Here is a 20,347-nt window from a genome sequence, read left to right on the forward strand (position 1 = left end):
GCTGACGACCCAGTTCCGACGTGATCGAGCCAAAAAGCTCAGGATCACGATCAGCAAGGGACTGGGTGAAAAATCCGTCTGAACGATGCGGTGCATTCACGGGTCATATCTCCTTATAGGGGAACGCAATACAGCCAGGGCTGCGTTGGAAGCCATTGCGTGGTGTTTGATGGTGCCCTCAGATCACACGGTCCCGAGGTTCACGGCCTTCGAAAAAATCGCTCAGGTTGTCGAGAACCCGAAACCCCATCGCCTCGCGTGCTTCGCGTGTTGCACTGCCCAGATGAGGCAGCATGACGAGGTTGTCGCATTGCAACAGGTCCGGGCTGACACGCGGTTCATCATCGAAAACGTCCAATGCAGCGCCGCCGATCATGTCAAACATCAAAGCCTGGATCAGCGCCCATTCGTCGATCACTTCGCCCCGTGCGGTATTTATCAGGAATGCGTGGGGCCTCATCAGGCCAAGTCTGCGCGAATTGATCAGATGACGGTTGGCTGCGCCGCCCGGACAATGCAATGAGACAAAGTCACATTGCGGCAGCAGGTCGTCTATGGTGTCCACCTGTCTCGCATTGCATTCGGCGAGAACATCGGGCGATACGGCGCTTCGGTTGCAGACCAGCACGTCCATACCGAACCCGTGATGAGCACGGCGTGCCATCTCCTGTCCGATACGGCCATATCCGATGATGCCCAGTGTCTTACCGCTGACCTTGGTTCCCACCAGATGCGTCGGTCGCCATCCTGTCCACTTACCTGAACGCAGCTCGCGTTCGCCCTCACCTGCCCGACGCGCAACCATCAGCAGAAGGGTCATGGCGATATCGGCGGTGCATTCGGACAAAACATAGGGCGTGTTGGTCACGGTCATACCCAATTCGCGTGCCGATGGCTCGCAGATATGGCTGTACCCAACACCATAATTGGCAAGAATCTTCGTCTGTACACCTGGCACATCCAGTGCCTCGGCGCTCAGCGTGTCCGTTACAGTGGGCAGAACGGCGTCATAAGATTTCAACGCTTGCCGGATTTCAGCCGGGGACATGGGTTTGTCCCCGATGTTCAGTACGGTGTTGTAGTTCTCGGCCAGCTGTGCCTCAACGGCAGCGGGCCAGCGACGGGTTACCAGAACCGAAGGTTTGACCATCACGCAGCCTCCATCACTCGGGCGATTGTCTCACCGATCACGGCAGGGTTTTCGGCCACGGTGACACCTGCGGCGGAAAGAATCTCGACCTTTTCGCTGGCGCTTTCGCCGAAGGCCGAGATGATCGCACCTGCGTGCCCCATGGTACGGCCTTTCGGAGCTGTCAGGCCGGCGACATAGGCGATCACAGGTTTGGAGATGTGGTCGCGAATATATTCGGCGGCTTCCGCCTCCTGCGGGCCTCCGATTTCACCTATCATCGCAATGACATGCGTGTCTTCGTCATCTTCAAACCGCTGAAGGATGTCTTTGAAGGATGACCCGTTTATCGGGTCGCCTCCGATCCCGACGCTGGTCGAAACGCCGATCCCACGCTCTTTCAGCTGGGCCGCCGCCTCATAACCCAATGTCCCCGAGCGACCGATGATCCCTACATGTCCGGGAAGATAGATATGTCCCGGCATGATGCCCAACAACGCCTTTCCGGGCGAGATGGTGCCGGCGCAGTTCGGACCGGTCAGCACCATGCGCTTCTCTTTGGGGTAGCGATACATATACCGTTTTACCCGGATCATATCCTGTGCCGGAATGCCGTCGGTGATGCAGACGCAATAGCGGATACCGGCATCTGCGGCCTCCATGATCGAATCCGCAGCGAACGGGGGCGGCACGAAGACCAGGCTGGCATCCGCGCCGGTGACTTCGACGGCCTGCTTGACGGTGTCAAAAACCGGAACGCCTTCGACGGTTTCGCCACCCTTGCCGGGCACCACGCCACCCACCACGTTTGTGCCATAGTTCAGCATGTCCTTGGTATGGAACCGGGCCATACGACCGGTGATGCCCTGTACGATGACGCGCGTGTCACGATTGAGAAGAATGCTCATTAAACAGCCCTCATCTTGGTGCCTTGAGTAAGGTCGTTTTTCCACGCGCCCACAGCGCGTTCTGCCGCCTCCATCAGCGTCGTGGCGCGAATGATCGGCAGTCCGGATTTGGCAAGGATTTTCTGGCCTTCTTCGACATTCGTTCCGGCCAGCCGCACAACGACCGGAAGATCGAGATCAAGTTCCTTCAACGCCTGCACGACACCTTCAGCCACCCAGTCGCAGCGGTTGATACCAGCGAAGATGTTGACCAGAATGGCCTGAACATTGTCATCCGACAGAACCAGCCGGAACGCCTTGGCCACCCGTTCAGGTGACGCGCCTCCCCCGATGTCGAGGAAATTTGCAGGCTCGCCGCCTGCCAGCTTGATCGTGTCCATGGTGGCCATCGCTAGACCGGCCCCGTTGACGATGCAGCCGATATTGCCGTCAAGTCCGACATATGACAGCCCACGATCCGCGGCGCGGCTTTCGCGCGGGTCTTCCTGGCTCTTGTCGCGCAATTCGGCGATCTGGGGGTGGCGGAACAGGGCGTTGTCGTCAAAGCTCATCTTGGCATCCAGCGCCAGCACCCGATCATCACCGGTGATGACCAGCGGGTTGATTTCAACCATCGTGGCGTCGAGATTGCTGAAGGCGGCATAACAGCCCTGAAACGTCCGCACCATTTGCTGGATCAGTTTGGCTTCAACCCCAAGATTGAAGGCGATTTCACGGGCCTGAAATTCCTGAAGCCCGACGGCCGGTTCCACGATGGACCTTACTATGCTGTCGGGGCGGTCGGCCGAGATATCCTCGATCTCCATTCCGCCTTCGGACGAGGCAACGATCATCACCCGCTGGCTGGAGCGGTCCAGAACAAAGCCAAGGTAAATTTCGCGGTCAATCGGTACTGCGGCTTCGACATAAACACGATAGATGCCTTTGCCTTCAGGACCTGTCTGATGCGTGACCAGCTTGCGACCGAACAGATCATCACAAGCCTTGTAGATTTCGTTTTCGCTGTTGCAAAGCTTGACCCCTCCGGCCTTGCCGCGACCGCCCGCATGGACCTGCGCCTTGACAATCCATTTGTCGCCACCCAGTTCACGCGCCCGGTAGGCCGCTTGTTCAGGACTGTAGGCAAGCGCACCCGCGGGCACATCGACGCCAAATTTCGAAAGAACTTCTTTCGCCTGGTATTCGTGGATATCCATCTGATGCGCTCCTGTTTACGCAGCTATTGAAGTGCCGTAACGGCTTTCCAGCAGAGCTTCGATCGCGTCTTGATCAACCTCACCGCCCAGCTCGCGAATGGCTTCGGCGAACAGGCGTACGATCCGGCTGACGGCCCCGCGATTCAATTGATTGAGGATGCCGATGCGCACCTGCACCGGTTCGCTCAAAGTGGGCCAGATGCCAAACCCGCGCGCACGGCAGTTCTGCACCAGTTCCATCTCGCGGCCAGAAAGTTCGGAAGGCAGGTTGAGCACGATCAGGCTGGGCATGTCCGAGGTGACCTCGCATCCCATCTCGGTCACCGCGTCCCGAAGAACTTTTTCATGCGTCCGGTAAGACATCGACCGCTTGGCCAGACCTTCCAGCAAGGTCAGGCGCAATGACTCGTGGAACGCAGCCACCGCGTACCCCGAATGGGTTCGGTGGTAGGTGCCCTTTTCCACGTCCTGCCCATCGACGATGCCCCAGTGACGGGCCTCAAAAATCGGATTGTGCACATAGGTATAGGCACCTGTGGATTTCAACGTCTCGATATAGGCATCGGTAAAGCTGACAGGGGCATAGGTCAGCGGCAGGCAGCACAGGCCTTTCTGTGGACAGGATGCCCAACCTGCGACACCCGGATAGTCATCGATCGAAAAGTCTTCGACACCCAGAGACGAAACCGCATCGATCAGCCCCATCGCCCCATGACGTTCACACGCGTCCGAGAAACCGCGCAGGTCGTTCACCCTGCCGGATCCGGTTTCCCAATGCGCCATGAAGGCCCATTTCGGTTTGTGTCCAGCCAGAGCGGCTTCAACCATCTCAGCCGCCACCGGTTGGCCATGTGGAACTTCGACTACTGTGACACTCGCCGCCTGTGGGTCAAGTGGGCTGGCCGCGTGCTCGGCGGCCGTGGCCGCCTTGATCCGCAGCGTCAGCGCGTCGATCCCCGAGAATGTGCCGTTGGTGAACGCAACAACCTTGTCGCCCGGCATGACGGCCGAGAACATGGTGTCCAGAGCGCTCCAGCCGGTACCCGCGACAGCGAACGTATAAGCGTTTCCAGTGCCCCAGATTTTCCGCAGCATATGCTTGCATTCGATCATGCCCCTGAGGACATCGCCCTGCATGTGATCGGCAACACCTGCGTCGGCGAAGGCTTTCAGAACACGTACATCCGTGTTGCCCGGCCCTGGCCCCGCGGCGAGGGTCTCGGGAATTTCGAGCGGAGGGAAAATCTGAAAAGTCATGGTCTGACGTCCTCGGCAGTTGGCCGGGCATTGCGGCCTGATGTGTTAAGGTGTCGACCAGAAAACGCGAGCTTGCCCAACGGCGCAACGTAACTTACTACTGCTTTTGGATGTCTAAAAGTATGGGGTTTTACCTACCTATATTGGTAAAAATACCAAGGTATACCGAAAATATCCCCATTCTTTTGGGTAGTTTTTTAGAAAGTCAGGGCAAAATCATATGGTTGAAACATCGGGCAAACCCATCGACATCATGCTTGCCGACAGCAATCCGCTGGTTCTGTCTGCCATGTCGGAAATATTCGAACGTGATCCGCGATTCTCTCTGGTTGCCACGTCGGCGACGGCAGAAGGTTTTCTGGGAACGGTGATGCGGATACCTGTTCAGGTCGGCGTTGTGGACTGGACGCTTCCGGCCCTGGGCGCTGCCAAATTGATCGAGGTGTTGCGCGATCAGGCCGATGCTCCGCGCTTTGTGATCTACGGCGATGCCTCCGGAGATGTCCCGCGATTGGCCATGCAGGCGGGTGCCGCTGGATTTGCTGCCCGCTCGGGCGAGGTTGACGTGCTTCTCGAGACCTGTGCCGAAGTGGCAGCAGGCAAGATGGTGTTTCCGTTCATCGACGTCCGGAAGATGAAACAGGATCCGATTCAAAGCCTTTCACGCAAGGAACGCGCCATTCTGGAGGCCTTGGCACAGGGGATGTCGAACCGGGAACTGTCCAAGGAACTTCAGATATCCACCAACACGGTCAAGTTTCACCTGTCAAATATCTATGAGAAGCTGAACGTCAAAAACAGAACACAAGCCATTGCGTTTTTCTATTCGTCCCACCGTGGCGCCGACTAGACGACGAGAACAGAGAGCCCGGATGACTGAAATCAAAATAAACGTTGTCGGTGCCGGGCGGGTCGGCAAAACGCTGATCAGCCTTCTGGATGGCACTGATGGCTGCCGTATTCAGGATGTTCTGAGCACATCCTTTCACTCGGCAAATGAAGCCGCCCAATTGTCCAAAACCGGGCGCGTTGCAGGAAGCTATGCCGATTTGCGACCCGCTGATCTGTGGATCATATCAGTGCCCGACACGCAAATTTCTTCGGTGGCCCACGAATTGAAAGAGGCGTTCGAGAACCAAGAAATAACCGGGAGGACTTCAGTGGCGTTCCATTGCAGCGGCTATTATCCCGCCGAGCAACTGGCGTCGTTGCGCAGCCTCTCGTGGTCTCTGGCCAGCGTTCACCCCGTCCTGTCCTTCGCCGATCCAAAGGCCGCTGCCGCGCAATTCAAAGAGGCGCTGTGCGGGTTGGAAGGCGACGAAGAAGCCACAGCGTTCATTCAGCCGCTTCTGGAAGGATTGGGGGCCACCTGTTTTCCCATCCGGTCTGAAAGCAAAAGCCTGTATCATGCAGCCGCTGTGATATCGAACAACTTCGCCGTTGTCTTGCAGGCCATCGCCCGCGAGGCGTGGGCCGAGGCGGGCGTGCCGGACGAAACTGCCCGCAAGCTCAACGCTGGTTTGTTGAGCAGCACAGTCGAAAACGTCGACCTTCTTGGGCCGCAAGCTGCCCTGACCGGTCCAGCGGCAAGAGGGGACGAAGAGGTCGTTGCCCGGCAGGGTGCGGATGTAGCGGCGTGGCACCGCGATGCAGGTGAAATTTACAGGCAAATGAGTTCGCTGGCGCAGAAACTGAAGGCAACCGGTTTCACGAAATAATCGCCAGATCCATTGCTGGAAAGCATTTTGGAACCTGCGCTCGAAACGCGTCGCGGAAAAGGCAGGCCCGAGCGTTTCTTTTGCGAATCCCTGAAACGTGTTACGTTGGGTCAACTTTCAAGATTTAATTTTCCCCGCACTCAGTTTCTTGCCGCGCTTTCCAACGAGGTGACTTCATGTCCGACTCCAGCAGTGAGCCCCCGCGTATTACGCTGTCCCTTCCGACCTCCCGACCAAATCCCACGATCTCGGCGGAAATCTCAGGATCGGCCAGCTTTACAGCTGACAGTGTTGACGATCTCAGACGCGTCGAAGCCGAGAAACTCAAGGCGTTGCGCCGTGGTGTCGGTATCGACCTGTCCGCCGAAGTAATCAACGATCTGGTCGATCAGCGCGTGCAGGCCACTGGTGCAGTCTTTCGACAGCTCGAAACCATTCGCAAAGATCTGGCCGAGGGATTTCTGGGCGCTGTCGTCCCTACCCTTGCCCCGAAACTGCGCGGAGAACTGATCAATCCCGACGGGGCCCCCGCCGAGCGGGTAATCGTTGAAGCGCTGCGCCCCACCTTTACCGCCAATGAAGGTATCGACAACGCGGATTTTTCCTGGGCTGTAAAAGCCGCCGTTACGGATGCGCGGGGCCTGTTTTCCCTTGATCTGCCCAACTTGCGGCTGCCGCAAAATGGCCTGAGGTTGCGAATTCGCGGGCAGAACACCACTCTGACTGAAGCGGTGCCGCGCATTGATGCATTGGATGGCGAACTGGGACTTGTGGTGCTGGATCGCACTGTCCTCCCTTTGCAGCGCTCGGTCTTGGGCGAGCTTGCTGATTTTCTACCGGTGGATCCCGAGGATGCGGAAGAGAACATATCCGATTTCACCGGCACGCAGGCGCCCATCGTGCTGGGCGAAGGTGACTGCGCCTCGGAATACCGGACCGAAGGTGGCACAGTTTCACGACGGCGCTATTCGGTTCTCTACCGGTTGATTGATCCGCTGGTCGGGCCGAAAAATATCGTCCGAACCCGCCCTGTTGGCGGCAATCGCTTTGTCACGACAATCCCGGGCAGCACTTTTGCGCAGGCCAACCTTTCTGCCGAAACCCTTTTGAACGCTTTCAACAATGACGGCGGAGACTGGGATTTTCGCGACCGGATACCAATTGACGAACCCATTGATGTAGAAGATTTCTTCGAAGATCTTGAGCAGCGCCCGCAAGATGTGCCAAAGGCCTCCAGCCTTGCGCTCGGCTACATTGCCAAGATGCGCTCGACCGCCGTTCACGCCGGTATGTCGTTGGGCCGTCTGGTCTATTCCCTGCCGCTTGCCCCGGGCGAGGAACAGCGGATCGTCGTTTCGGAACAACGTGAAACCCTGACCGTGCGCGAACGTGAAAGCCTGACGTTCGAGGAACAACAGGAATTCGAAGAAGCGCGCGACACTTCCTTCAACAGTACGTTTGAAACCGCGCTTGATGAAGTGATCCGCGGTACGTCCTCCTTCTCGACCAAGGCGTCTACAAAGAGTTTTGGTGGTGCAGGTGGCATTGGTGGCGGTCTGTTTGGCGGCATCGGGGCCATAGTTGGCGGGGTCGGCTTCAGCGGAGCGCGCTCCAGTTCCAACTCGTCAGGCAGTTCGTCCAACACGCAGAACACGTCACGCGATTTTCTGTCAGATACGCATGAGACGTTCTCGGCCGCGCTGGAACGGGCCGCTTCTGTCAAAAGAAACTCTGCCCGAACAAGTGTGCGAACCGCAACGGCAAGTGATCGGCGGACGGCGACAACAAAGTTCGTGGCCAACCGCAACCATTGTCATGCAATGACGATGCAATGGTTCGAAGTTCTGCGCGACTTTTCCCTGGAAACGCGGATCGAAGGGGTGCAATTGGTGGTCTTCGTTCCAATGCAACTCATCCGCTTTCGCCGCCTGGGGCAAGGCGATCAATTGCCGGGCAATGTCAACCGGTCCGGGTTGCTGCACCGATACAAAGTGATCCTGCGCCACGCAGACGTTTTCCGTCGCGTGTTCCGAAACCGTCGCAGATTCCGCACCGCGCTCAAACTGCTGGAAGAGTTTTATGCCGACAAGGACGCATCTCCGCAAAATGCTCCGGGTGTCGCGCAGGACATCGTCAGTTTTGAGGCTCAGGGCACTTTTATGCCCAACGATGACATTTCCGCCGTGATCTTCACTCAGGATGGCGACCGCGTCGGACCGGTGCCTCTGACCGGATCGCCGATTGACATCGACAACCTGCATGACTTGCCTGCCGAGACACGTGAAAACTTGCTGGTTCGGCTGGCTGACGCGCGCCGCGATCCAACGAATCGGCGGACTTATACCGGATCCGTGGCTTTGCCCCGCTCGGTCGAACGTTCGGACATCGCCCGCGTCGAGTTGCGCAGGCGGACGGGCTCTTTTGCCTACTCATTCTATACCGGCCCCGACCCGATCAACATCTTCAACATTTGGGAGCATATCTCGAACCTAGAAGATGCCGATGATCTGGATCGCGCCACGCGCAACATCAACCGGAGCCTTCACACGACGATTTCGGGTTCGGATTTCGACGATCTGATCGGCGCGCCAATGATCAGCGAGTTTGAGGCGCGCATGAACGAAGACGCACAGACCATCGTTGACGACAACACATTCCAGGCTTTGCCAGCGACCCTGCCCTATTCCGTACAGGAAGTGCCGGACGTGCTGTCGCGTCGTGATCTGCGCCGGATCGAAGAAATGTATCAGCATATCGTTGCCGACACCGTTCGTTATTCCCGCGTGATCTGGGCCAGTATGACGGATGAGGAACGGGCCATCCTGCTGGAACGCTTCACCATCGGCGTGCCCGATGGCGGGTTGGATGACGCCTCAAGCGAGATATCGCTGCTCAGCACGGTCCAGAACAAGGTGTTGGGCTTCTACGGCAATGCGATGATCATGCCCTTCTCGATCCCGCCCGATCTGGCCGACAGAATGGAGATGCGGACCGGCGACATTCAGGACAGCCTGCTGGCCTTCCATCGCGAAGACTTCCGACCACCGCGCCGAACGATCTCGCTGCCGACCAGGGGCCTGTTGGGCGAGGCCGTTCTGGGCCGCTGCAATTCCTGCGAGATGATCGACCATCGCCGCTTCTGGAACTGGCAGGACAGCCCGACGCCACCCCCGGTTGGCGACACGCCGGTCCTGCCCGCAGACAGCGATGCGATCTTTGGCACCCGTGCGCCATCAGACCTGCCGGCCAATCAACCTTCGAACACGCTCACCATCGCCGGTGGCGACATTGGCACGGGCCAGGCCGTGCCCACTTCGCAACTGGCCGAGATCCTCAAAGCCGCGCCTGATCTTGCACGGGCGGGAACCGATTTGACGGGCCTGAAAGAGTTGCAGGCGCAACTGGCCCTTGAAACGCAATCGGTCGCCGCCGGTCGGGACAAGGCCATAGACACGGCGACGGATCTGACCAAAGAGCTTGTCGGCAAGGCCACTGAGCTTGCGGGCAAGGGGCAAGAGATCGCTACGGCCCGCAAAGAAGAAGAAGCCAAAAAGCAGGCCGCCGAGAAGAAAAAGACAGCTGCCGACAATGCCGCAAAGCTCAAGGGGTTTGAGGATATCGCCAAGAACGCTTCCGGAGTTTCAGCGCTGATTGGCGGGCAACCGGATGGCAACCGGGCCGGTTTCGTTCAAAACCTGTTCAAGGATTTCCCCGGTGGTGCTGCGGCTCTGGCCAATCCTTCCAACACGTTGCTTCTGGCCAAGCTTTTCGGGGCCTTTACCAAAGCCAATACGGATGCGGATGACGGCAGCGCAACCAAGGCCGGCAGCCAATCCGTTCTGGATTTCCTCAATGGCCTGAGCGCCCCTGCGGAGGACGACGATGAGTGACACCAGCACAAATGCAACCCCCGAACCGGGCATCGATGAAAGCCTTGCCGAGGCCATCATCAATATTCTTGAAACCACCAATTCTCCGGCGATACAGCGCGCCCGAGAGGTTATAGCCCACAGGCTGGCCATCGCTGGCGACATTGCCCCATCCCGCATCCCTGCCCCGCGCAACATCACCGAGATCGGTGGCTACTTAAATCTGCTGAGCGAATATGGAGAGGCCGAACAGCGCTCGCGCATGATCGCGGCCGCGCTGGGCATAGCAGGGCCGCAGATTTCGCTGCCACAGCCCGGTGCCGTTCCACCATTGTCCTTTGTCACACGTGACGGTGCCCGACCTGCGGGGCCACAACAACCCAGCTTCCCGTTGACCTATACGATCCGCAGCGACTTTGTTCCGGCATTTGACAATGCGGTGCAGGAAATCACGATCCGCGGTGGCGCGGTTCCGATTTTGACACCTGTCAGGATACTGGCTGCTGCGGGGTCTGCACCCGCAACAGACGGCTCTGCGCAGCTGGCTCTGATCGGCCGAACACTCAGCCTGGCGCCAACTGCGGCTTTACACGCCGTGGCAACCGATCCCCTGTCGCTTAGCCGCCCGACTGCTGGTGGCGGTTTCGAGGTTTTGGTTCGGGTCATCGACGCCACCGCTCCGATCGCCGGAACCATCGCGGCGGCAGACTGGACGAGTTGGGAATGCGATGCCGCAGCCTGTTCCGAGGTCGACAGCAATGATGCGCGCTTTGCGCTCACGCCACTACTGAACGCCGCCGGGTGGCACCAGACAGCTGATCCCGGCAATCCGACCAGCCTGTCGAATCCCGGAACTTGGGCAGAATGGCGCAATATCACCGGGCTTGTGCCGGGCGTCACGCGGTTTGCGGACGAGCTGCAACTGCTTTATTCCGCTGAAATGCTCATTACCTCACCGGTCTTCAATCAACTGGACAATGTCTGGACAGGAAACGAATTTGCCGCACCATAGCGCGGCTGCTTGAAACGCATGAAAGTGATTTGGCAAGACTCCCTTCAAGGGGTTTAATGCAATCAGGAGGTCAGCCATGCAAAACCCGGAGCGTTTCGAGAAGTTCTATTTCGCCAAAGTCGGCATGGGCGAAGCCTGTGGCTGCGCCGAGCGGGTAATCGACGTATTCGAATTCAATCGCAAAGGCGGTGCACAATCCAAACAACCTGTGAAACAGGACAGGCGCAGACGCGGATCCTTTCGGGCATGGGCTGTCAGATATGGGCTGATGAGCCGAAAGCGGACATAGTCCAGGCCTGACGACCCACAGGGTTCGCTTTCGGCTTCATGGCTTGGCTCAGGCGGCGTGATAGCATTTCTGAAACCACTGTATCTGGTTGCCACGAGAACAGGTCAGGCCGGCACCAGCTTCCCGTCGCGAAGGTCCAGTGCATCCGGTGCCAGTTCCGTGCGGAACGCCGGCGAATGACTGACCAGCAGAACCGCCTGTGGCAACGCTCGCAGGATTTCCAGCAAGCGCGCTTCGTTTTTCGTATCCAGCGCATTCGTCGGTTCGTCCAGCAACAGAACTTCGGGATCCATCGCCAGAACTGTCGCCAGTGTCACCAGCCGTTTTTCGCCGCCTGACAATTTGTGCGTGATGCGGTTCTTTAAGTGCATCAAGTCCAGATCGCCAAGCACTTTATCGACAATGGCAAGCGCTTCGTCGCGTGTCTTGCCCAGATTGAGCGGCCCAAAGGCGATGTCTTCGGCGACGGTCGGACAGAACAGTTGATCGTCCGCATCCTGAAATACAAGCCCCACCCGGCGGCGCACTTCGTGGAAATCCGCCTCCTCCACGCGTTGCTGACCAAAAACGGTGACGGTGCCAGAACTCGGGCGCTGCAACCCAAGTATGATGCGCAGGAGCGTCGATTTTCCCGCACCGTTCGGACCAGTCAGAGACAGGCGCTGCCCGGCATTCAGGCTCAGGCTTGCCCCGTCGAGGACGGGTGGCTGGCCGGGGTAGGAAAAACAGATGTCTTCTAGCGCGATCAGTGTCATACGAATTCCAGAATGATCAGACCCAGGCAGAGACCGCTGAATCCAGCAGCAAACACAATGTCTCTGCGGGTCAGGTCAAATTCCTGAAGCAACGGCATACGTCCGGAAAACCCCCGGCACTTCATCGCGGCCAGAATGCGTTCCGATCTTTCGATCGCGCGCACCAGCATCATGCCCACCAGGTAACCAAAGCTGCGATATGTGTGCCAGTTGGTCGCTGGCCGAAAACCGCGCACCTTCATGGCGGCGCGCAAGCGCAGATACTCTTCCCGCAACACCTCGATATACCGAATTGTAAACATCAGAAGGTAAACCAGCTTTTCAGGGCAACGCAGACGATGCAAGGCGTGACCCAGAGTGACCGGCTCCATCGTGCCAACCAACACCAGCAGGGACAGGATCACGGCATTGGCGGTCAAAGAAATCTGGACCGCTTTCCAGAAGCCTTGCCAGCTTGCCGGGTACCCCCAAAGCGTGAACATCAGATCTCCGGGCATGGAAAAGGGCAGCAGGATCAGCATAAACAGGATGAATCCATCCATCATGGCCATTCGCTTCAACGTCTTTCGCCACGGCAAGCGTGAAATCATCAAAAGCGAAAGAGACACGGTCAACGCCGCGCAAAGCGCAATGAGGGCTGACAGCGCCACGGTAACGACTGCAAAAGCAACTGCCATGACGATCCGCATCCGGGGATCCAGCAGGTTGATCAGACCTTCAGGCCCGTCACCGGCTTCGGCCAGTGTTTTCTCTTGGTGCCCCAGGACGTGTGCCATCAGGCCGCCAGCTTGCGGCGCGCCGCCATGTAAAAGCCCAGACCGAACAGACCAACGATGTACCCGATCCCGCCAAGGATGGTTTGCAGGTCATTCTGTTCGCGATAGGCCGCGATCTCGCGCCTGAGCGGGCGCAACTCGTCACGAACGGCCTTTGCGATAACCTGTCGTTCCTCTTGGCCTAGTGAAGTCGCGGAACCGACAGTCTGGGCCATGGTCGCCGAAGTTGCGCTGTCCGCTTTTTCTGCGACAACACCCATAATCTGCGCGACGTCCTCTGCAGGCATAGTAACCTGGGCCACGTGCCCGGCGCCCAGGTCAGCAAAGAATGTATGCGCCACGGCTGAGTACGGAGTGTAGATAAAAAACCCGTCTGCATCCGTCACCGTGCGACCCAGCTCTGCCCCATCCGGGCCAGTAACAATGACTTCGGTATCGCTTGCCATATCGCCGCTGGAAAAACCGATCTCACCCTCTATGGCATCACCGGACACAAAAACACCGGCTATGACTTTATGCGCCAGCGCAGGCAAAGGCGCACAGCACAAAGCCAGTGTGATAACCAGATGCTTCATGTGGTCGCTCCTCTGACAAACAGCTCGGGCTTGACTTTGCGCGCCAGCAAAACGGCGAACCCGGTCAAAATCGCTTCGATGGCCATGACAGGTATATGTGCAAAGAAAACAAGCTTGGCAGCGGGCAGGAACTCATCCCCCGACAGTGCCAGTGAAGTCGCGACCATGCCGGTCGTCGCCGCAATGGCAAATGCGCCACCCAAGCCACCCCAGATCGCACCCTGCAAAGGCGTCCCACGCGCGATCAGACGACCAAACAACAATCCGGCCACCACCGCGGGCAAAGCGATATTGACGGTGTTGATCCCCAACACCGTCAATCCGCCAAAGCCGAAAAAGACCGCCTGCAGCAAAAGCCCGACGAACAAAGCCGGGAATGCGGCCCAGCCAAGCAGCAGTCCAGCCATGCCATTGAGGATCAAATGTACCGATGACGGACCAATGGGTACGTGGATCAACGATGCCACGAAGAAACTGGCTGACAACACTCCGGCAGTGGGGATGCGGTCAAGATCCAGTGACCTGAGGCCCATGGCAATCCCACCCGCAGCGGCGACGGCACCGCCGACCACGACCGGGTTGGAAAGGGCTCCGTCGACGATGTGCATTTGGGTTTACTCCAGATCCCAGGCGCGGATCCAGATGACCGCATCCTGACTAAGTTCTTTACCCTCATGTTCGGTCACTGGACCTGAACCTAGTGCTGCGAAACCCCAGTAACCGGCTTTTGGAACGCCAAACGAAAAGTACCCGTTGTCGTCCGATATGGCGACCACGGCACCACCCGGCATTGGTGACACCTTCGGTGTCGAAGCGGCCGAGCTCTCCATGCCAGGTTCGGCGGCCATGTACTCGATCTCGATCTCAGCACCTGCAACCGGCTGACCATCAGCCATCACACGGCCCGTGAAGGTCGAACCCGCGATGATGTTGGTCGGCTTGTTAAGCGGTATGATCTCGGTCAGCAGACCCACAGGGTTCATCCAGTCGGTCGGCAATGCGTTGCGGTTCAGGAACGCTTTGGTGAACTGCTGGATATAGATGTCTTCGGCTTCCTCATAATAAGGTTGAGGAACCGTCACCAGCACGTAATCGCCCGAACGTTTGACAGGAACACTGCCTTTGAACGCCGCCCCCTCGTTTTCTCCACCGGTGAAGCGGACAGGTTCCAGCGTATCAAGTAAATCAGTTTTTTTGCCGTTGTGGATCACATAGAATTCCTGCGGCTTTTCCATATCCATGACATGACCGTTCTCGAACGGATGCCAGAAGATCAGCTTGACCGGCACATCGCCGGGTTTCTCGATCATGGTGTTGGTGGTGTATTCCAAAAGGAAATGCGCATTTGCCATGGCAGGAAGTGCCATCGCTGCAGCGGCTGCACTGAGCAGCTTTTTCATGAACAGTCGTCCTTGTCCCGTCGCGCCAATCCCGGTGCGAAATTCACTTTGACTGCGGGACATCCAACGCCAAATTGCCCTTTCAGGCATCCTGTTCCGACGCACATCCCGTCGCCGATGAGGAGCGCCCCTTATGGGGGCACATGCCCGGCAGGTATCCTGACTTGCGGGTCAAAGCGTCGGACTGGCCTTCCCGGGAAAACCCCAGTGGCGTTTCAGCCCTGCTCGCCGCTTACAGTTGCGGGTGCAGTTGCGGAATTGGGCCTGAGCCCGCACCGCATTCCCTATTGATTCCAGAGCGCGCCCCGGAACCGGACATGTCCAGCGGCTTGCCAGACAATCCCAGTCTCCGTCAACGATCAATTGTGATGGCGGTCGAAAAAGTTATGAGCCTGGGAAGTCTGGTGTGGTTTGACGTGCTTTGGTAAGCATCAGTGGAAGAAGGGGAAATACACTTCTAGGCTTCTGAAAGATACCTTTCCGACAACGGCAAGCTTGCTGCGCCCAGCGAGCGCGCATCCGGGCCCACGGCCCCCGCCAGCACCAAAGGGCGCTCAAGACCGGTCAGGTTAACCTCGGACAGTTTGTTTTCGACCAATTCAACCAAATGCGCCTTGATGTCCGGCGGCATCCAGCCGTCAATCTTTACGCATTCAAAGTCGATTAAACTGCATGATGATACAATCGCATATGCAATCCCGCTCGCGGTCTTATTCAACCAGTTCTCCAGTTGAGCTTTTGGCACATCCCAATGCTCGGTCGATTCCCATAAAGAATGCGAGGTTGCCCCTGCTGTCGTGATTGCACGCTCGAGCACATAAAGGCTAGCCACGTCAATCAGCGGCTTCACACCGCCTGCGTCATCAGGAACAGGCAAAGGACCGAGCGCGCCTGCATTTCCCCGACCAGAAAAGATCGAGCCATTAAGGACCACCCCGCCGCCAATGAAGAAGCCGACGTAGAAATACAAAAAATCTCTTGGCCCGTCAGCCGGGCCAAAAACCAATTCCGCACCACAGGCCGCTGTCGCGTCATTTTGAAGGAAAACTGGCATATTGCAGCTGAGAGCCAGGTCCGCTTTTAAGTCCGACGCGCGCCACGGGTCCATTTTTTCCTGAGGAACCTGCAAAGTCTTCGCCCAGTCCCACAGGTAAAAGGGCATAGCTATTCCGAGCCCCGCGATCCGGCTTTTGGACTCAGGTGACATGGACGACATCACTTTCCCAAGACTCTCTCTGGAAAAATCCAAAGTGGCATTCGGCGTTGGATAGTCATAGGTTCGCCTCTCTCGTTGCCGCACGTTTCCGACAAAGTCAGTCAAAACCAGTTCGGTACTGCGGCGCCCGACTTTAAGCCCAAAGAAGAACGCACCATCCGGATTGAGGCGCATAGGAACAGAAGGCTGCCCGACTTTCCCGCGAACCGGTTCACCGCGCAGAAGCAACCCATCCTTTTCCAATAGACGCATAATGACGGAAACCGTTTGTGCCGACAGTCCCGTCATGCGCGCGATTTCGGACTTCGCAAGGGCCTGATGGCGCCGGACAAGAGATAACACAAGGCGTTCGTTTCGGGCCCGCATGCCGCTTTGGTTCGTTCCGCGCACCTCTGACCCGTGCGAGCCAATCGAGTTTGTCTGAGATGAATATTCAGGCACGACCACCCCTTTCTTGCTTGAGAATGAGAAAGCCGACCCGCCCTGTCAATAATAAATAAGAGTGAGTTATTTATTGACTCAATATTTGATTCTTGTGATGGTTTCTCATGGGATCAGGTTATTTTTGCCTGATCGCTCTCGTGCCCTCATAGGCATTAGAAAAACTGGGAGGATTATCGATGAAACTTGCAAGACTTGCGGGCGCGACAGCGCTGGCAGCTGCTGCCATGGCTGGCAGTGCAATGGCGGAAGGTGAAACTGTTTGCCTGATCACCAAAACGGACACCAACCCGTTCTTTGTCAAAATGAAGGAGGGCGCGACAGCGAAGGCGGAAGAGCTGGGAATGACGCTGAAAGCCTTTGCGGGCAAGGTCGACGGTGACCATGAAACGCAGGTGCAAGCCATTGAGACCTGCATTCTGGACGGCGCCAAAGGCATTCTTCTGACGGCCTCGGACACATCATCCATCGTTCCGGCTGTGAAGCAGGCGCGGGATGCAGGGGTTCTGGTAATCGCTCTGGATACGCCGCTGGAACCCATTGACTCGGCTGACGCGACGTTCGCCACGGACAATTTCCTTGCCGGGCTGTTGATTGGACAATGGGCCAAAGCCACGCTGGGCGACGCCGCCAACGACGCCAAAATCGCGACACTGGATCTTGCCGTCAGCCAGCCGACAGTGGATGTGCTGCGCAATCAGGGCTTCCTTCAGGGCTTCGGTGTTGATCTGGCAGACCCGAACGTGATCGGCGATGAAGATGACCCCCGTCTGGTCGGGAGTGATGTCACTGCCGGCAACGAAGAAGGAGGTCGCCGCGCGATGGAAAACCTACTGGCCAAGGATCCGACGATCAACGTTGTTCACACCATCAACGAACCTGCGGCGGCAGGCGCTTATGAAGCGCTCAAAGCCATCGGACGTGAAAATGACGTACTCATCGTTTCCGTGGACGGAGGTTGCCCGGGCGTCCAAAACGTTTCTGATGGTGTTATCGGCGCAACGTCGCAGCAATACCCGCTGTTGATGGCATCACTGGGGGTTGAGGCCGTCAAGAAATGGGCGGACGAAGGTGTAAAACCTGAAAACACACCCGGTAAGGATTTCTTTGACACCGGCGTGGCGCTTGTAACGGACAAGGCCGCTGATGGCGTCGAGTCAATCTCGGTCAAAGAAGGCATGGACCTCTGCTGGGGTTGACCTGATCACCCGGAGGGCCGCAGAGGGCGGCCTTCCGCTTTTCAAGCCACCCATTCGCCCGAAAACTTGCTAGAGTCGTCAGTGACCTGACGCTTTGGGGGAACCTTTATGTCCGATACTTCACGACGATCAGACGACTTCGAAGCCGCTGCACAAGGCAGCCCGGAACAGATTGCCGAATTTGACGATCACCACCGCGGGTTTGTCGGAACGGTTCAGCATTTTCTGCATGTGAACCCCTCTCTGGTGCCGTTGATCGTTCTTGTGGCTGCCATCGTCATTTTCGGTGTATTGTTGGGCTCCAAGTTTTTCTCGCCATTTGCGCTGACCCTGATCCTGCAGCAAGTTCAGATTGTCGGGATCGTGGCTGCGGCGCAAAGCCTTGTCATCCTGACGGCAGGTATCGATCTTAGCGTCGGGGCAATCATGGTAATGTCGTCGGTTGTGATGGGTCAGTTCACCTTCCGGTATGGGCTGCCGCCATCGGTCTCGATCATTTGCGGCCTTTTCGTTGGCACAGCAATCGGCGCGGTGAACGGTTATCTTGTCAGCCGCATCAAACTGCCGCCGTTCATCGTGACGCTTGGAATGTGGCAAATCGTTCTCGCGGCAAATTTCCTCTATTCTCAGAACGAAACCATCCGGTCACAGGAGATCGAGGAACATGCCAGCATCCTGCAACTGTTCGGTGCCAAGTTTAACATCGGCGGAGCTGTATTCACCGTCGGCGTGATCTTCATGCTGGTGCTTATCCTCGTACTTTCCTACGCGCTTCGTCATACCGCCTGGGGAAGGCATGTCTATGCGGTCGGTGATGATCCGGAAGCCGCCGAGCTGTCCGGTGTCAATGTGCATCGCACGCTGATGTCAGTTTACATGCTGTCCGGGCTGATCTGCGCTTTCGCGGGCTGGGCCCTGATTGGTCGTATTGGGTCCGTGTCTCCGACGTCAGGACAGTTGGCAAACATTGAAAGCATAACGGCGGTCGTGATCGGGGGTATATCCTTGTTCGGTGGTCGCGGGTCCATTCTCGGGTCGCTGTTCGGAGCGTTGATCGTCGGCGTCTTCACACTTGGGCTTCGATTGCTGGGCGCTGATGCGCAATGGACGTTCCTGTTGATCGGCATCCTTATCATCGCAGCGGTCGCGGTCGACCAGTGGATCAGAAAGGTGGCAGCCTGATGGAACCTATTCTCAAAGGACGGAACCTTGTGAAGCGCTACGGCAAGGTAACGGCGCTGGATCAGTGCGATTTCGACCTGATGCCGGGCGAAATTCTGGCCGTGATCGGCGACAACGGCGCAGGCAAATCAACACTGATCAAGGCGGTATCAGGCGCGGTGGTGCCGGATGAAGGTGAAGTTTGGCTGGAAGGCCAGAAAGTGAACTTTCATTCCCCGATTGACGCGCGCGAAGCCGGTATCGAAACGGTCTACCAGACGCTTGCTATGTCCCCCGCCCTGTCGATTGCGGACAACATCTTCATGGGGCGCGAAATCCGGCGCAAAGGGCCGTTGGGATCATGGTTCCGAATGCTCGACCGTCCGGCGATGGAGAAATTCGCCCGCGACAAATTGAGCGAACTGGGCCTGATGACAATCCAGAATATCAATCAAGCCGTTGAAACTCTGTCCGGGGGTCAGCGTCAGGGTGTTGCCGTGGCGCGGGCCGCGGCGTTCGGCTCGAAGGTCATCATCCTGGACGAGCCAACGGCCGCACTGGGTGTGAAGGAAAGCCGTCGCGTTCTTGAACTGATCCTGGACGTGAAATCGCGTGGCATTCCGATCATCCTGATCAGCCACAATATGCCACATGTTTTCGAAGTTGCCGACCGGGTTCATGTGCACAGGCTTGGCAAACGCCTGTGCGTCGTTGATCCCAAGGATTACACGATGTCCGACGCAGTGGCGTTCATGACCGGTGCCAAGGAACCGCCCGTCGAGGATCAGGCCGCGTGACTGGCAAACTTGCCACCCCCAAGGCGCTAGCAAACAGAATCGCGGACGCCGTTCAAGCTTTGCCGCCGCTGCAAGACCGGCATCTTGTCGCGATAGCCGGGCCACCGGGATCGGGGAAAACGACTGCGGCCAGCCTTGCGACCACAGAGCTCAATCTACGCGGCGTCGCAACCGGCCTGGTTTCCATGGACGGCTTCCATTATGACAACGTGATCTTGAAGGATCGCGGCTTACTGAACTGCAAAGGATCCCCCGAAACCTTTGACCTTGCCGGCTTTCATGCATTGCTTGGTCGATTGCGTACGGAAGGAGAAGTCGCAGTACCCGAGTTTGTCCGAAATCTCGATCTGGCTATTGCTGCGCGGTCTATGATCACAGCGGATCAGCGCGTTGTTCTGGTTGAAGGCAATTACCTTCTCTTGAATGAACCGGGTTGGTCGGAACTTCACCAACTGTGGACATTCAAGGTATTCTTGGACACCGATTTGAAAACACTTGAAACCCGCCTGACCAACAGATGGATCGGCCACGGTTTGGACAAAAAAGCCGCCAAGGACCGTGCGCAGTCCAACGATCTGCCGAATGCGGAACGTGTGATCCGAAATTCGGTATCCGGCGATCTGGCCTTGACTTGAGTTTTTCCTGCGGC

General features: G+C 57.5%; 19 protein-coding genes and 1 riboswitch. Of the genes, 9 read left to right on the plus strand and 10 right to left on the minus strand.

The window, feature by feature from the left end; all coding sequences use genetic code 11:
• Positions 1–178: 178 nt before the first annotated feature.
• The 4 genes from AC2FFA_RS21560 to AC2FFA_RS21575 are packed head-to-tail and all read right to left on the minus strand — an operon-like array spanning position 179 to position 4,490.
• Positions 179–1,150: a 2-hydroxyacid dehydrogenase gene (locus tag AC2FFA_RS21560; RefSeq protein ID WP_496853189.1), complete on the minus strand. Its 972-nt coding sequence runs from the start codon at positions 1,148–1,150 to the stop codon at positions 179–181.
• A complete protein-coding gene (gene sucD, locus AC2FFA_RS21565; protein WP_496853190.1) occupies positions 1,150–2,037 on the minus strand; it encodes a succinate--CoA ligase subunit alpha in 888 nt (295 codons plus the stop codon). Before sucD ends, AC2FFA_RS21560 begins: the two co-directional genes overlap by 1 nt.
• Positions 2,037–3,233 carry a malate--CoA ligase subunit beta gene (locus AC2FFA_RS21570; RefSeq protein WP_117873562.1) on the minus strand — a complete coding sequence of 399 codons (1,197 nt, stop codon included), beginning with the start codon at positions 3,231–3,233 and terminating at the stop codon, positions 2,037–2,039. Before AC2FFA_RS21570 ends, sucD begins: the two co-directional genes overlap by 1 nt.
• A gap of 15 nt (positions 3,234–3,248) precedes the next feature.
• Positions 3,249–4,490: a pyridoxal-phosphate-dependent aminotransferase family protein gene (locus AC2FFA_RS21575; protein WP_496853191.1), complete on the minus strand. Its 1,242-nt coding sequence runs from the start codon at positions 4,488–4,490 to the stop codon at positions 3,249–3,251.
• A 220-nt stretch (positions 4,491–4,710) separates the two neighbouring features.
• On the opposite strand from AC2FFA_RS21575, the gene AC2FFA_RS21580 reads away from it, so the two are divergent.
• The 5 genes from AC2FFA_RS21580 to AC2FFA_RS21600 all read left to right on the plus strand — a co-directional run bounded on the left by AC2FFA_RS21580 (position 4,711) and on the right by AC2FFA_RS21600 (position 11,378).
• On the plus strand, positions 4,711–5,340 hold the full coding sequence (locus tag AC2FFA_RS21580) for a response regulator transcription factor (protein WP_496677333.1): 630 nt from the start codon (positions 4,711–4,713) through the stop codon (positions 5,338–5,340).
• Between the two features lie 22 nt (positions 5,341–5,362).
• Complete coding sequence (locus AC2FFA_RS21585) at positions 5,363–6,208, plus strand: Rossmann-like and DUF2520 domain-containing protein (protein WP_496853192.1); 846 nt, start codon at positions 5,363–5,365, stop codon at positions 6,206–6,208.
• A 176-nt stretch (positions 6,209–6,384) separates the two neighbouring features.
• Positions 6,385–10,098, plus strand: a complete 3,714-nt coding sequence (locus tag AC2FFA_RS21590; RefSeq protein WP_496853193.1) for a hypothetical protein — start codon at positions 6,385–6,387, stop codon at positions 10,096–10,098.
• Positions 10,091–11,089 carry a hypothetical protein gene (locus AC2FFA_RS21595; RefSeq protein WP_496853194.1) on the plus strand — a complete coding sequence of 333 codons (999 nt, stop codon included), beginning with the start codon at positions 10,091–10,093 and terminating at the stop codon, positions 11,087–11,089. Before AC2FFA_RS21590 ends, AC2FFA_RS21595 begins: the two co-directional genes overlap by 8 nt.
• A gap of 76 nt (positions 11,090–11,165) precedes the next feature.
• On the plus strand, positions 11,166–11,378 hold the full coding sequence (locus AC2FFA_RS21600) for a hypothetical protein (protein WP_117873572.1): 213 nt from the start codon (positions 11,166–11,168) through the stop codon (positions 11,376–11,378).
• Between the two features lie 104 nt (positions 11,379–11,482).
• Here the strand turns inward: AC2FFA_RS21600 and AC2FFA_RS21605 are convergent, their stop codons facing one another.
• The 6 genes from AC2FFA_RS21605 to AC2FFA_RS21630 all read right to left on the minus strand — a co-directional run bounded on the left by AC2FFA_RS21605 (position 11,483) and on the right by AC2FFA_RS21630 (position 16,466).
• Positions 11,483–12,133 (minus strand): energy-coupling factor ABC transporter ATP-binding protein, encoded by a 651-nt coding sequence (locus AC2FFA_RS21605; RefSeq protein ID WP_496677344.1) that lies wholly within the window; start codon positions 12,131–12,133, stop codon positions 11,483–11,485.
• The gene (gene cbiQ, locus AC2FFA_RS21610) at positions 12,130–12,909 is read right to left on the minus strand and encodes a cobalt ECF transporter T component CbiQ (RefSeq protein WP_117873576.1); all 780 of its coding nucleotides are present in this window, start codon (positions 12,907–12,909) and stop codon (positions 12,130–12,132) included. The genes AC2FFA_RS21605 and cbiQ overlap by 4 nt, the downstream gene beginning before the upstream one ends.
• Positions 12,909–13,484 (minus strand): NikL family nickel/cobalt ECF transporter subunit, encoded by a 576-nt coding sequence (locus AC2FFA_RS21615; protein ID WP_496853195.1) that lies wholly within the window; start codon positions 13,482–13,484, stop codon positions 12,909–12,911. The genes cbiQ and AC2FFA_RS21615 overlap by 1 nt, the downstream gene beginning before the upstream one ends.
• The gene (cbiM, locus tag AC2FFA_RS21620) at positions 13,481–14,092 is read right to left on the minus strand and encodes a cobalt transporter CbiM (RefSeq protein ID WP_117873580.1); all 612 of its coding nucleotides are present in this window, start codon (positions 14,090–14,092) and stop codon (positions 13,481–13,483) included. The genes AC2FFA_RS21615 and cbiM overlap by 4 nt, the downstream gene beginning before the upstream one ends.
• 6 nt (positions 14,093–14,098) lie before the next feature.
• Positions 14,099–14,884, minus strand: a complete 786-nt coding sequence (locus AC2FFA_RS21625) for a DUF4198 domain-containing protein (RefSeq protein WP_496853196.1) — start codon at positions 14,882–14,884, stop codon at positions 14,099–14,101.
• Between the two features lie 132 nt (positions 14,885–15,016).
• Positions 15,017–15,215: riboswitch (cobalamin riboswitch) on the minus strand.
• A 126-nt stretch (positions 15,216–15,341) separates the two neighbouring features.
• On the minus strand, positions 15,342–16,466 hold the full coding sequence (locus AC2FFA_RS21630; protein WP_117874065.1) for an ROK family transcriptional regulator: 1,125 nt from the start codon (positions 16,464–16,466) through the stop codon (positions 15,342–15,344).
• A 254-nt stretch (positions 16,467–16,720) separates the two neighbouring features.
• Between AC2FFA_RS21630 and AC2FFA_RS21635 the strand changes: the two genes are divergently transcribed.
• The 4 genes from AC2FFA_RS21635 to AC2FFA_RS21650 all read left to right on the plus strand — a co-directional run bounded on the left by AC2FFA_RS21635 (position 16,721) and on the right by AC2FFA_RS21650 (position 20,333).
• Positions 16,721–17,740, plus strand: a complete 1,020-nt coding sequence (locus AC2FFA_RS21635) for a sugar ABC transporter substrate-binding protein (RefSeq protein WP_496853197.1) — start codon at positions 16,721–16,723, stop codon at positions 17,738–17,740.
• 108 nt (positions 17,741–17,848) lie between these two features.
• Positions 17,849–18,922: an ABC transporter permease gene (locus AC2FFA_RS21640; protein ID WP_496677352.1), complete on the plus strand. Its 1,074-nt coding sequence runs from the start codon at positions 17,849–17,851 to the stop codon at positions 18,920–18,922.
• A complete protein-coding gene (locus AC2FFA_RS21645) occupies positions 18,922–19,698 on the plus strand; it encodes an ATP-binding cassette domain-containing protein (protein ID WP_496853198.1) in 777 nt (258 codons plus the stop codon). Before AC2FFA_RS21640 ends, AC2FFA_RS21645 begins: the two co-directional genes overlap by 1 nt.
• The gene (locus tag AC2FFA_RS21650; RefSeq protein ID WP_496853199.1) at positions 19,695–20,333 is read left to right on the plus strand and encodes a nucleoside/nucleotide kinase family protein; all 639 of its coding nucleotides are present in this window, start codon (positions 19,695–19,697) and stop codon (positions 20,331–20,333) included. Before AC2FFA_RS21645 ends, AC2FFA_RS21650 begins: the two co-directional genes overlap by 4 nt.
• Positions 20,334–20,347 lie beyond the last annotated feature (14 nt).

It is taken from the genome of Ruegeria sp. YTSB088, from assembly GCF_059609825.1.